Below are 13635 nucleotides of genomic sequence, written 5' to 3'. Positions count from 1 at the left end.
CTATCAAACTCAATCTGTTTAATATTATAAAGATAATATAGAGATAAAATCGAATAGGCATAAAAAAATCGCCATCAAGGGCGAGTGCTATTACTTATATATTTTTTAGATTGAGATATGATTTTTATGTAGATACATACAGAATAAAATATGGGGCGACTGATGGGACTCGAACCCACGACAACCGAGATCACAACCCGGGGCTCTACCAACTGAGCTACAACCGCCATAACTATTGCCAAAGAATAGGCAAGATTTGCAGGCTAAATGGTGCGCCTGGCAGGATTCGAACCTGCGGCCACCTCCTTAGAAGGGAGATGCTCTATCCAGCTGAGCTACAGGCGCTCTTAGAGGACTTTTATATACTAAGCTTACTTTGCAATATATTTTACTATATCAGAAACTAAACCGTTATACATAAAAAAAAGCCTGTAAGGCTCTTAAAATAGATGGTCGGAGTGATAGGATTCGAACCTACGACCCTCTGGTCCCAAACCAGATGCGCTACCAAACTGCGCCACACTCCGAAATTCTCTATTATCACGATAGTTTGTCAATCAACTCGTTGTTGGCAATGCCGCTAACTTATTAATGTTCCTCGCTATCGAGGTGCACATATTAAGGGGTAAAGGCGATTGTGTCAACACCTATTTTCGATTAATTTCAAATAATCGCTAATTTTTTTAAAATTACGTCAATTTCACCAAAATAGTGACAATAAGGCCCTTTATCCATCAGTCATTCGCGCTGTCATTGATAACGATATTAAACTTTGTCCAAATGTGGCAGTACTTCACCGTTGAGTGTACCTGTCAAAACATCAAACGGCATTAACCATAAATGGGCATCAATTGATTCATTGTTTTTAATATCATCGCTACTGCTATCGTTACTACCATAATGAGTTTGCTGCTTGAGCGCTACTGGCTGCCTATCACTACCTAGCACCGGATAAACCAACCAGATCTGCCCCGCCAAGTAAGCTTGTGCATAGCTAGTCAATTGATAAGCGTCGCTCGCACTAATCGCAGCGGCATGTGGTAAGTACTTCCACTTAATATCGATGACATGACTGTAGTGACCTTTGGTTTTTTCTTTAGCTTTAGTTTGATGAGCTGCTGTATCACTCTGATTTTGATAATCATCAGAGGCAGTTTCAAATATCAGCAAATCAGGCCGTATAGATAAGCACGCTAGTCCTTCAGCATCGTTTAGCCAGACACTTTGGGTTTGGTAAAAAGGACGATAATTGCTACTAATCTGCTGAAATACAGATGCGATACGCTGACTTGCCCATTGCTCAAAAGCTTGATTCATATCGATCAATAAACACAATCTTAGCTGAGAGCAATTTTGTCTATTTGGATCAATACCGTTACCTGTCGTAGCTGTCGTCTGTTTCAATAACCAGTATGCCAAGTCTACTAACTGCTGCGCGGCATGCAATTTTTGCTTTTGGAGTGGCTGAACGTCTAGCTGACGCTTTGCTTGAGCATATATTAACGCTATCTGCTGCATCTCAAAGTTGTTTAGTGTAGGCACTTGCTGCCATGGCTGCAACAGTTTTGAGGAAATAAACTTGGGCAATAAAGGCATCAAGTAAACCAATGCACTCTTAATCAATCGATTGGCCAACATGTCGTGACTTAATACGCTACTTTCACAGATGAACTTATGCGGTTGCATACTATTATGACGCAGTTGCTCTTTGATAAGCAGTCGACCTTGCAGGGATGCCTGATTTTCAATCTGAGCCTGATAATGCTTGGTTGGTTGATAATCCATTAAACGCTGCAAAAACTGCTCAATCAGCCAGTCTGATATAGGCAATACTTTTAACGCTAAAGGAGTGGACTGGGGACTAAACTGACCGAAATTTTTCGTATTGGGTAGCTTACGATTGTTACGCGTATCAAGATTAATTAAATCCGATAGCATACCCTGTACCCAATGACGGGTCTGGACGATATCATTGCTCTGAGTAGACTGATTTAGCTTTGGCAATATCTCAAGCGTTATGCCACTAGGTAGGAGAATAATCCCAATATAGTGCCCAACCTTAAGCTGCCACTGTCCTCGCTTACGCTTGATAGTAAATGCTGCAAACTCTTGCACTATTAGCCAATCGAAATCAGATGCTTGCAAAAAATCATGCACGGTCAGACGTTGATGCTCAAACACGGTGATAACATTCATGGTAGCGACACTACTATTAGGGATACGAGTCTGACGACTATTTGCCCTAATAGAGTGCTCTTTGGCGTAATATGGATTATTCGTTATCACTGAACGGTCACCCTGCTAGTACAAACGCTGATAGATAGCAGCATTACTAAACTCACCTTCCCTAGCAGTCAGATCGGCATTGATAGTATAACTATTTACACTCATAGACTGACCAAGAAAAGAACCCTGCCCTGCAAACATTTGGTGTTCAGCGGAAGCATTGTTTTGGTTGCCCATCGGATTATACAAGTCGTCATTCATCAATGCTTGACTGTCCTGTACAAACTGCTTGCTTGTCGGTTGCTGCTCATCTCTAAAGATATACTGCAGCACCGTAATTTGACCACCAGCTGCTTGAGCCAATTGAGGAATAACTTGTTCAACGAGAGCTGTTTGTAATTGCTCTAATTGAGTGACGGTAAATAAAAAAGCATGTCCCAACTGCGCTTCTACTCCCAGTGTCTGCACGATACGTTTATTTAAGCCTGTTAGTAATTTGCTCAAATCTATCATAGCTGCTTCTGAACCGTCAGACAGTCCAGTGTCGGTGTCATTGCTGGCTCGAATTGTCGATAGTAAATTAGGCTGCGGTGAGCAGTCAATAAAACGAAAACGTCGGCGTAACGCCATATCAAGTGGTGCTAAAGAATGGTCTTGGGTATTCATAGTGGCATAAATATCGACATTGGCAGGCACACTAAAAGCACGCCCAGAATACGCCAAACTTACTGTCATCGCATTTGGCTTGCCCGCTCGTTTATCAGGCTCTATCAAACTGAGAAGCTCACCAAACACTCGTGACACGTTAGCACGGTTAATCTCATCAATCAGCATGGCATAACGCTGCTGAGGGTCACGGGCTGCGCGTTGGCATAGCTTCAGGAATGCTCCATCTTGCACCGCGTAACTCATTTGAGTTTGATTAGAAGGGCTGTTATTTGCTGGTGCAGCGCCACTCATGACAGGCCGTATACCTTCTACAAACTCTTCATAACCGTAGGCTTGGTGGAAGCTCACCATACTAAAACGTTGCTGAGCAATGTTTTGATTTTGATGGGCTTGGTTGTCACGCTGTGCCTGCTGAAACTCTGCTAATTGCTGCGATAAATCTTCTAGTAGCACCATACACTCAGGTAATAAATACCATGCTCCACTGTTGTCTTTATCAAAATAAGCTTGGCTAGCGCGGTTATCAAAACTGACTGTTTGAGAGTTCGTAGGGCTATGTCTGCGTAACTCTAACCAAGCTGTACTATCTAGATTTTTATCACGTGAGTTCTGAGCAGCTTTGGTCATAAAAAAAGGATGATCAATAATTTCTCGTACCTTTAACAAATCCTGTTGTTCAGTACGTAAATCTAAAAATACCAAACATAATACTTCGCGCCAGCTTAGACCTTGCAGCAGCTGTGCTAATAAATCTTCATTTTCAGTCTTGGGTAGATAGTCGGTATATTGCTTCGCGATTTGCAGTAATCTATAGGTTTTACCTGTACCAGCAACGCCCGTATAAATAATATTGGTCGGTTCATGAGCAGACATATCAGGCATAACGTTATCCAGCGGCATTAAAAACAGGTTTAAAATAGACATGCTAACATTTTGTCATTATAACGTGACTGTCTATTGGCATGGTAACTATAGTCAACCCTCTATAAATTAGATACGGTATCAGTCTCACTTAGTCTACTATTTGTAGTACTTTCACTCGGCTTCCTTTGTCCAAATGACGCTGGCATATAAGATACCTAGACTACTTTAAGTGGCGATCTAAATTGATGACATAACCTAGCAACATAGCCACGCTACTATAGTTTTGTAAGCGCAGCAGTTCATGCTAATAATAGTAGGAAGGCAATGGTTGATGTACCATAGTATTTATAGCGACTTTCATTATCTATATTTGTGTCGCTATCATAAAAAGCCATGCTAATAATGTCATTCAACTCATTTACGTTAAGGAATTTTGTATGTCAGGATTATTAAAAAAACTACCCGCCAAGTTGACCAATAAACTGCCAGCCAAAGTATCTGACAGCACAAAATCTTCAGTTGAAAAACCCAGTAGCACGCTAAAACCAATTAGCAATCAATTTACCAAACTGTTATCCGTCACCAAATATCTGCCTGCTGGTGCACGCTCAAGTATTTTATCTAAAGCCTTTGGCAAGGTCGTTCCCTATGTCGGCACGACCGGCATTTATTATGAGACGGTAGAACCAAACCAAGTCGTCGTTAGTTTAAACAACAATAAAGCCGTCCAAAACCATATCGGCTCTATTCATGCAGTCGCTATCACATTACTGGCTGAGACGGCTACTGGCTTTATTTTGGGTTTAAACTTGCCTTCTGATCGCATTCTGCTGATTAAATCTTACTCGGTAAATTTCCATCGTCCAATCAAAAAAGGTCAAATTGCTGCTATTGCAAGCTTGTCTGATGAACAGCGTTTGGATATCCTAAACACACCAAAAGGTGAGATGATTATCCCTTGTGTCATCAAAGATCGTGAATCTGATAGTGACCGCGATCCAATTGTGGTTGAGATGACGTGGGCATGGATACCAAAAGCGGAGCTAGAGGCACGCCGCCAAGGTAAAGCGTCTGAAAAAGTTGCAGAAGATGACTCTAAAACCGAGGCATCAATCGAAGAAAGCGATGCATCATCTACTCAAAATAATAGTACTGACAAGTAGTTAATAAAAATTGATAACAAACCCAATGAGGAAACAGTATGTCCAAACTTAGCACTTGCCTATCTACGCTAGCGCTAGCCACTATGTGCTCATTGGGTTTTGTTCATAGCGCTAATGCTAATACGACGACAGTTGTTAGCATTGCTAAATCTGGCCCTACTTTCTTGGGCGATGGCGGTACTTATCCTTTTTCAGAGGCTGTACGCGTGGGCAATACGTTGTATATGTCGGGACAAATTGGCTTTAAAGATGGCAAACTGGTCAAAGGCGGTATCAAAGCTGAAACCAAGCAAGTGCTCGATAACATCCATAGCACGCTATTAAAGTACGGCTACCGAAAGTCTGATATCGTTAAATGTATGGTCATGCTGACTGATATGGATGACTTTGATGACTTTAATAAGGTCTACAAGGTTGAGATGATAAAGCCTTATCCTGTACGCTCAGCTTTTGGCGTATCAGAACTGGCTGCTGGAGCAAGCGTTGAGATTGAGTGTATGGCTGCAAAATAATAGCGGCTAAAAACTCTAAAGCTTCACAATCATAAAAATTTTAAAACTAAATAACTGGCTATTCACACCAGTTGTTTTTTATTTGCTATACCAGTATCTAGTTCGCAAATTTATACCAATATTGTATCGTCCGTTAAGGCGCTTTCTTTCGTCACTCGCAGCACTTCTTCCAATGTCGTACGCCCTTCTATGACCTTACGCAAACCATCTGCACGTATCGACGGTGTTTGCTGGCGCGCATACTCTTCCAGCTCATACTCAGCCGTATTGCTATGAATCATACGGCGCAATGTATCGTCGATTGGCACGACTTCATAGATAGCAGTACGTCCTTTAAATCCTGACTGATTACATTTATCGCAGCCAACTGGCTTGGGCAAACGAATCGACTCACTTGCTATATCTTTGGCATCACTTTTCAGCGTTGACCCAATGCCAATTTCGGTAAATAGCTTGGCTTGCTCGGTATCGGCAGCCTGCCAGCTTTGACAATGTGAACATAAGGTACGCACCAAACGCTGCGCTACTACGCCAATAAGCGACGACGACAACAGAAACGGCTCAACACCCATGTCCTGTAAGCGAGTGACTGCACCGATAGCAGTGTTGGTATGCAGCGTCGATAGTACCAAATGCCCTGTCAAAGACGCCTGTACGGCAATCTCTGCTGTCTCTAAATCACGAATTTCACCAACCATCACCACATCGGGATCTTGACGCAGCATTGCACGCAAACTTTTAGCAAATGTCATATCTACTTTATTGTTAACCTGCGTCTGCCCGATACCATCAAGCTGAAACTCAATCGGATCTTCGGCGGTCAAGATATTGCGAGTTTGGTCATTGAGGTCGGTCAATGCAGAATATAGCGTCGTGGTTTTACCCGAGCCAGTCGGTCCTGTCACCAAAATAATGCCATGCGGACGATGAATTAAGCGCTTTAGCTCAGTATAGTCACTATCAGAAAGACCCAAATACGTCATATTCAAACGACCAGCTTGCTTGTCTAATAGACGCATCACCACACGCTCACCAAAGCTCGATGGTAAGGTCGATACACGCACATCGACCTCTCGCCCTGCCAATCTTAAACTGATGCGACCATCTTGCGGTACTCGCTTTTCGGCGATATCTAACTTAGCCATTACCTTAATACGCGAGACCAACAATGGAGCTAGCTGGCGTTTTGGTGTGATGATTTCTTTTAGCTCACCATCGACTCGGAAACGAACGACCAAACGCTTTTCAAAAGTCTCAATATGAATGTCTGAAGCACTTAAACGAATAGCTTCGGACAATAATGCATTGATCAAACGAATGATAGGCGCATCATCCTGTTGATCCATCAAGTCTTCAGTTTCAGGGACGCTATCTGCCAGACTATCGAGATCAGGGTGGTCTTCAAGTCCAGCAGCGATGTGCTGCGACTCTCCTGTATTGCCAGCATAAGCTGCGTTCATACGTTTTTCAAAATCATCTGCGCTAACACTTTCGTAAGTGGGTACACCGCGAATGCCTTGCTGCTGTAAAAACCGTACCGCTTCATTGATCGCTGACAACGGAGTAGCTTTGGTGAGTACCAATGTTGGCGGCAATTCAGGATCTATCGCAAGTATGGCTAAAATCTGATGGCGTTTCGCAAAGCTGTATGGCAACTGCATCATAAAGACGGCCCAATAAGTGAGGAGAAGGTAAGAAGTACGCACGCCAAGACATGATGGATGCCTTGTCCTTAACAGTTCGAATCAAAAAAGACTGCCAGTAAGGTTGCATGAGTTTGTTATAATAGCATTTTGTTTTAGACGGGTATTATTTTATGTGACTGGCGCTTTATACCTATCGCCCAGCACATATTATTACTATCAAAGTGAGCATATCATGCGATTTTTTTTCTGACAGCTTGCCATTGTCTATTACAACTTTTAGATTGCTTAGATTGCCCATCATATTTTGTCTGTCCCTTCTCCCGCTCGATATTAGGATTTTCCGTTATGTCAGAGAACGTTAGCACTACTCATCCAACACCACTTTTACAAGATACCTTTACTGTCGGTAGCCGTACCTTTTCTTCGCGTCTGTTAGTCGGTACCGGTAAATATAAAGACATGACAGAGACTGGAGAAGCCATTGCCGCTTCAGCAGCCGAAATCGTGACCGTTGCTATTCGCCGTGTCAATATTGGACAAAATAGTGATGAGCCTAACTTATTAGATGTGATTTCACCTGATAAATATACGATATTACCGAATACTGCTGGCTGCTTTGACGCCGAAACAGCCATTCGCACTTGTAAGCTTGCTCGCGAGTTATTGGGTGGGCATAATTTGGTTAAACTTGAGGTATTGGGTGATGAAAAAACCTTATACCCAAACGTTATGGAAACTTTAAAAGCCGCTAAAGTATTGATCGATGATGGCTTTGAGGTGATGGTTTATACGTCAGATGACCCTATCGTCGCACAAGAATTAGAAAGCATGGGCTGTGTCGCCATTATGCCGCTTGGCAGCTTGATTGGTTCAGGACTTGGTCTACTCAATCGTCATACACTTAGCTTAATAATCGAAAACGCTAAAGTGCCCGTATTGGTTGATGCTGGTGTCGGCACTGCGTCTGATGCTGCACTTGCAATGGAGCTTGGCTGTGATGGCGTACTGATGAACTCAGCCATTGCCAATGCACAAAACCCGGTAATGATGGCACACGCAATGAAACATGCTATGTGGGCAGGCCGCGCTGCGTTTTTGGCAGGTCGTATGCCTATGCGTAAGATGGCTACTGCCAGCTCACCACAGACTGGGTATTTCTTTCAATAAATTGAAGTATAGATGACATGTCATAATAGAGCGTGTTGAGTATTTACGTATAGTGCTGTCAGTGCTATGGTTGATTGCTTAACACGCTCTATAAAATAATAAAAAATGTTATTTGATTGAATATCTACTTATTATAATTTTCACATAACACTTATCGTCATAAAAGGATTTATTATGCGACTTCTCACAGCAGTCGACCAGTTGTTTCTACTTCTTGAGTCGCGTAAACAGCCCATGCACGTTGGTGGACTGTTTGTATTTGAATTACCAGACAATGCGGATAGCGATTTTGTCTATCAATTGGTAAAACAAATGCAAGAGTCTGATGTGCCGCCCAGCTTTCCTTTTAATCAGGTACTTGAACATTTAGCCTTTTGGAAAAAAGACAAAGATTTTGATGTTGAGCATCATTTGCATCATGTCGCGCTACCAAGTCCTGGACGCGTACGTGAACTATTGATGTACGTTTCACGAGAGCATGGACGTCTGTTGGACCGTGCCATGCCGCTGTGGGAATGTCATGTGGTTGAGGGTATTGAGCCCGAAACTGAGGGCAGCCCTGAGCGTTTTGCGTTGTACTTTAAGATTCACCATTCATTGGTAGATGGCATCGCTGCGATGCGTTTGGTACAAAAGTCGCTATCGCAATCAGCGACAGAACCCGTAACCTTGCCAGTGTGGTCGTTGATGGCGCGCCATCGCAACCATGTCAACGCTATCTTGCCAGCTGAAAGATCGGTCAAACGCATCATTAAAGAGCAAATATCTACCATCAAACCTGTATTCACAGAGCTGCTAGACAACCTTAAAAACTATAGCGATGAAGGCTATGTCGGCACTTTTGATGCACCTATGAGCATTTTGAACAAGCGCATTTCGGCATCTCGTCGTATAGCAGCACAGTCTTATGACATCAAACGCTTTAACGATATCGCAGAGAGATTGAATATCAGCAAAAATGATGTCGTACTCGCCGTCTGTTCTGGTGCCCTTCGCCGTTATCTAATCTCGATGGACGCCCTGCCGAGCAAACCATTGATTGCCTTTGTGCCGATGTCGCTACGTACAGACAAAAGTGTCTCGGGTAATCAGCTGTCATTTGTATTGGCAAATTTGGGTACCCACTTAGACAATCCTTTACGTAGAATAGAATTGATTCATCGCAGTATGAATAACGGCAAACGTCGCTTTCGCCGCATGAATCAAGCGCAGGTTATCAACTATAGTGTGATTGCCTATGCGTGGGAGGGTATCAATCTAGCGACAGGGTTATTCCCCAAAAAGCAGGCCTTTAACCTAATTATCTCCAACGTTCCTGGCTCTGAAAAGCCACTGTACTGGAACGGCGCACGTCTGCAATCGTTGTACCCCGCTTCTATTGTCTTTAATGGTCAAGCGATGAATATCACCTTAGCCAGTTATTTAGATAAGATTGAGTTTGGTATCACCGCTTGTAGCAAGGCGCTGCCTCGCGTACAAGATATGCTAATGCTGATAGAAGAAGAGTTGCAGCTGCTAGAAACTACCAGTAAGGAATTAGCATTCAAAGGCATTACCGTCGAAGATAAAGCAGGCAATAAGGGTGATGATAAAACAAAAAAGCTGACTCCATAACGGAACCAGCTTTTTTCATTCATACTCAATATAGATATTACTTGAATTTAAATCCTGAAAGCGCTAAACGTTAATACCATTAAGGTTAACGTTTAGATTGCGTCACCCCAAATTTGTACAACTGTTTGCATCAATGGCTTAAGCAATTTCACATTACAAGCAAAGATAGAGCCTGATGTCATAGAGTTGTGCGCGCCAGTATGATCAACCACCACACCACGTGCTTCAGTTACGATAAGCTCGCCCGCAGCGATGTCCCAAGGCTTGATAGACATCTCAAAATAACCGTCAAAACGACCAGCAGCAACATAGCACAAGTCAAGTGCAGCTGAACCCATACGACGTACCTGACCACCTGCCTCAGATATCTTCTGTAAGCTCTCAAAGTGCTGTTTGGCATAAGAGATAACTTCGCCATTGCGCTTACGCTCAAGCGGATGACCAGTCGTAAAGAAACCGCCATCAATGGTTTTGCGCTCGCTCACTTGCATACGGCGATTGTTCAAGCGCGCGCCTTTACCGCGGCTCGCTGAGAACATCTCATCACGAACAGGATCATAGACCACACCATGTTGGGTGACACCTTTATGCTGGACTGCGATAGATACGCAGAACTGCGGTACACCGTGGACAAAGTTCTTAGTGCCGTCTAGTGGATCGATAATCCAGCACCAGTCAGCATCTTCGCCGCGGCCTTCTTGCATACCAAACTCTTCACCCAAAAATGAATGATTAGGATAGCTGGCTTTTAGCGTCTCAATAGTGAGCTCTTCGCTAAAGCGATCAATGCGGGTAACCAGACCATCAAGTCCTTTAGACTCAATATCTAACTCGATTTTGTGGCGGTTTTGATGCGCATATAAAATCTCTTTACCAACTTTTTCAGCAGTACGCGCTGCGATGACGACCATGGGTTCCATAAATAACCTATTTGCTTGATGAATGAATATAAAAAAATAAGACTAACTTTGTGCCCACAACATGCCAAACAGCCGCCGCATCACACCACATCTATGCGATTAAAAACGTGTCTCTTATAAACGGAAACTTATAAAAGACACCCGCATTATACTAAAATTGTTCGATAAAAACGAAAAAACCGTCACGCTGACCAAGCCAGTACTTTGGCGATCATCTAAACTGCGCAAGTTGTAAAAAAGTTAGCACCTACGGCTAGTAGGCGTTTGCTCTGTTTAAGGAGCTTATATTAGTTTTGAGTAAGACCTTTTTAACGCATTAATTTTTTAAAATAATATTGTAACGTTAAAAACAATGCTTACAATAAGAGCTTTTTAAGCTGTTTAGTCACGCCCTCGACATTTAGACCACAGTCGGCCAATTGCTCTGCTTGGGAGCCATGAGCGATAAAACGATCAGGAATACCGATATTAGTAATAGCTGGACGACTTTGTTTAAAGGCAGCCGATTCATTGAGTAAATACTCATTCACTGCACTACCCGCGCCGCCCATAATCATGTGCTCTTCTAGGGTTGCTATATGAGTGACCCCTTGCGCCAGTAACGTCTCAAGCATTACCGTATCTAACGGTTTTACCCAACGCATATTGACCACCTGTATCTGGCAATCTAACGCTGCATCGTTATCTGTTAGGGTTTCTGCGGCTTGCTGAGCAGTTGCAACCATCGTACCAAAGGCCAATAATGCCAATTTGTAAGGTGCATCAGCTTTACCTAATACTGACTCGACAACTGCTTCGCCAATTTTATAAGTTTGGGCTGGCTGCTTAATATCAGCACCTGTGCCTGTACCACGCGGATAACGTACCGCCGTACAGCCTGGATACTCATAGCAAGTATTGAGCAAATGGTAGCATTCGTTCTCATCTTTTGGCGCTGCAATCACCATATTAGGCACACAACGCAAGAATCCAAAATCAAACACGCCTGCATGCGTGGCACCATCTTCACCGACTAGGCCCGCTCGATCTATGGCAAACATCACATCGAGATTCTGTAAAGCCACGTCATGAATCAGCTGATCGTACCCACGCTGCAAGAACGTTGAATAAATTGCGACAATAGGTTTGACGCCTTGAGTTGCCATTCCAGCCGCTAGTGTGACAGCATGTTGCTCAGCAATGGCCACATCAAAGAAACGCTCTGGAAAGTGACGAGCAAAGTCCGTCATCCCTGAGCCTTCTTCCATAGCAGGGGTGACAGCCAGTAGCTTATCGTCTTCAGCCGCTTTATCACATAAGAACTGGCCAAACACTTGCGAATATTTTAACGCTGGCTTTGTACTTGGTTGTTTCGTTGGCTGCTCTATGGAGTCAGCTTTAGACTCTTCATGCTCTTTATGCTCTTTATGATTTTCGACTGGCAATTTACTGATTGCATGATAGCCCACTGGATCTAATTCTGCTGGTGCAAAGCCTTTACCCTTAGTGGTATAGATATGTACCAATACTGGGCCTTTTACTTGCTTAGCCAGTGACAATACGCGCAGTAGCTCAGGAATATTATGCCCATCAAATGGACCAAAATAGGTAAAACCAATCGCTTTGAATAAGTTGTCTTCTAGCTGCGGAACATCACGCATCTCTTTGTGACGCTTGCGGCGATCGAACGCTTGCATATCAGGACGGTGACAGAGTACTGGCTCACCTGACTCAGAGATATCTACTTGATAACCTGATTCCCAAAGCATGGCTAAATGTCGTGAAAATCCACCAATAGAGCATGATATCGACATATCATTATCATTTAGGATGACTAGCAAATCAGCATCTTGCTGTACTGCGTCATTCATGGCTTCAAATGCCATGCCGCCTGTCATTGCACCATCGCCGATGATGCAAGCAACCGTTTGCTCGCGGCCTTGATAACGCAGGGCGAGACTCATACCCAGACCAGCTGAAATAGAGGTCGATGAATGACCAACGCCAAATGTATCGTAGACAGATTCTGCGCGCTCAGGAAACGCCGTCAGACCATCTTTAGACCTGATAGTACCTAGCTGCTCACGGCGACCTGTCAGTACTTTATGAGCATAAGCTTGATGACCCACGTCCCAGACGATTTGGTCTTGCGGCGTCTCTAACAAATAATGCAATACTATGGTCAGCTCAACCACGCCCAAGTTGGCACCAAAATGCCCACCGCTCTGACCAGCTGAATACAATAGAAAAAGGCGCAATTCATCAGCCAGCGTAATAAGCTTGGCAGCCGAAAGTGTGCTGAGGTCAGTGGGTGTATCAATTGCATCAAGCAATGGCGTATGAGGACGCACACGTGGTATCACAGTATAGGTCTGCTGTAAGCTCGATAACTGAGCAGCAGAATCCAGCACTGATGTAGATAGGGACTGAGACTTTGGAGAATGAGGTGACTGCTGCATAAACCGTACGATACCTACCAATCTGCTGACAAGACGTGTCTTTAAAATATAGCGGTGACTATAATCAAAAGACGTCAATAATACCTACATCATTATTGATGTAATCGACCATATAATTATTCATGCAACTTTCGTATTTGTATAGCTGCGCTACTTACGACAGTAGACACGCTAGCACAATAGGCTGCGCGTCAATACCAACGTTTTGATATCAAACTATTGATGCTTTTATACTATTGACAACTGAGGGGTGACATTATGCCCTATTATTTTGCATCAATAGCGGATGTTAGTGACGACATAGTAATGTAAGGGTAAAGACTTGTCACTGTATCCGTCAAAATAGTATGGCATAATAGCATTTTTTTTTAATTGTCGCTTTAATCATCGTGCGTCGTCTGTGAACTTTGTGTGTT

Annotated in this window: 9 protein-coding genes and 3 tRNA genes; 4 read left to right on the top strand and 8 right to left on the bottom strand. The window is 43.3% G+C overall.

Annotated elements, in window-relative coordinates:
* Nucleotides 1–151 precede the first annotated feature (151 nt).
* From QO187_RS06975 to QO187_RS06955, 5 genes are all read right to left on the bottom strand, one after another.
* Nucleotides 152–227 (bottom strand) — tRNA-His (locus tag QO187_RS06975).
* 41 nt (nt 228–268) lie between these two features.
* A tRNA-Arg gene (locus QO187_RS06970) sits at nt 269–345 on the bottom strand.
* Nucleotides 346–450: 105 nt separating this feature from the next.
* Nucleotides 451–527 (bottom strand) — tRNA-Pro (locus QO187_RS06965).
* A gap of 238 nt (nt 528–765) precedes the next feature.
* A complete protein-coding gene (locus QO187_RS06960) occupies nt 766–2286 on the bottom strand; it encodes an McrC family protein (RefSeq protein ID WP_228153243.1) in 1521 nt (506 codons plus the stop codon).
* A gap of 15 nt (nt 2287–2301) precedes the next feature.
* Nucleotides 2302–3819: an McrB family protein gene (locus QO187_RS06955; protein ID WP_228153242.1), complete on the bottom strand. Its 1518-nt coding sequence runs from the start codon at nt 3817–3819 to the stop codon at nt 2302–2304.
* A gap of 377 nt (nt 3820–4196) precedes the next feature.
* On the opposite strand from QO187_RS06955, the gene QO187_RS06950 reads away from it, so the two are divergent.
* Nucleotides 4197–4922 (top strand): DUF4442 domain-containing protein, encoded by a 726-nt coding sequence (locus QO187_RS06950; RefSeq protein WP_102094694.1) that lies wholly within the window; start codon nt 4197–4199, stop codon nt 4920–4922.
* A 38-nt stretch (nt 4923–4960) separates the two neighbouring features.
* Nucleotides 4961–5434 (top strand): RidA family protein, encoded by a 474-nt coding sequence (locus QO187_RS06945; RefSeq protein WP_102094693.1) that lies wholly within the window; start codon nt 4961–4963, stop codon nt 5432–5434.
* Between the two features lie 110 nt (nt 5435–5544).
* Here QO187_RS06945 and gspE read toward each other — a convergent pair whose 3' ends face one another.
* Complete coding sequence (gene gspE, locus QO187_RS06940) at nt 5545–7098, bottom strand: type II secretion system ATPase GspE (protein WP_102094692.1); 1554 nt, start codon at nt 7096–7098, stop codon at nt 5545–5547.
* A 327-nt stretch (nt 7099–7425) separates the two neighbouring features.
* Between gspE and QO187_RS06935 the strand changes: the two genes are divergently transcribed.
* Both QO187_RS06935 and QO187_RS06930 read left to right on the top strand, forming a co-directional pair.
* A complete protein-coding gene (locus QO187_RS06935) occupies nt 7426–8247 on the top strand; it encodes a thiazole synthase (protein WP_101205496.1) in 822 nt (273 codons plus the stop codon).
* Nucleotides 8248–8421: 174 nt separating this feature from the next.
* Nucleotides 8422–9861, top strand: coding sequence for a wax ester/triacylglycerol synthase family O-acyltransferase (locus QO187_RS06930; protein ID WP_102094691.1), 1440 nt, complete (start codon nt 8422–8424; stop codon nt 9859–9861).
* A gap of 92 nt (nt 9862–9953) precedes the next feature.
* On the opposite strand, the gene QO187_RS06925 is transcribed toward QO187_RS06930, so the two are convergent.
* Together QO187_RS06925 and dxs are read right to left on the bottom strand one after the other, a co-directional pair.
* Nucleotides 9954–10781 (bottom strand): inositol monophosphatase family protein, encoded by an 828-nt coding sequence (locus QO187_RS06925; RefSeq protein WP_102094690.1) that lies wholly within the window; start codon nt 10779–10781, stop codon nt 9954–9956.
* Between the two features lie 356 nt (nt 10782–11137).
* Nucleotides 11138–13219 carry a 1-deoxy-D-xylulose-5-phosphate synthase gene (gene dxs, locus QO187_RS06920; RefSeq protein ID WP_371547829.1) on the bottom strand — a complete coding sequence of 694 codons (2082 nt, stop codon included), beginning with the start codon at nt 13217–13219 and terminating at the stop codon, nt 11138–11140.
* Between the last annotated feature and the right edge of the window lie 416 nt (nt 13220–13635).

It is taken from the genome of Psychrobacter sp. Arc9 (genome assembly GCF_041431295.1).
Classification (GTDB): domain Bacteria; phylum Pseudomonadota; class Gammaproteobacteria; order Pseudomonadales; family Moraxellaceae; genus Psychrobacter.
The sequence above is the reverse complement of the archived record's forward strand: the minus strand, read 5'-3'. Positions and strand labels throughout refer to the sequence as shown.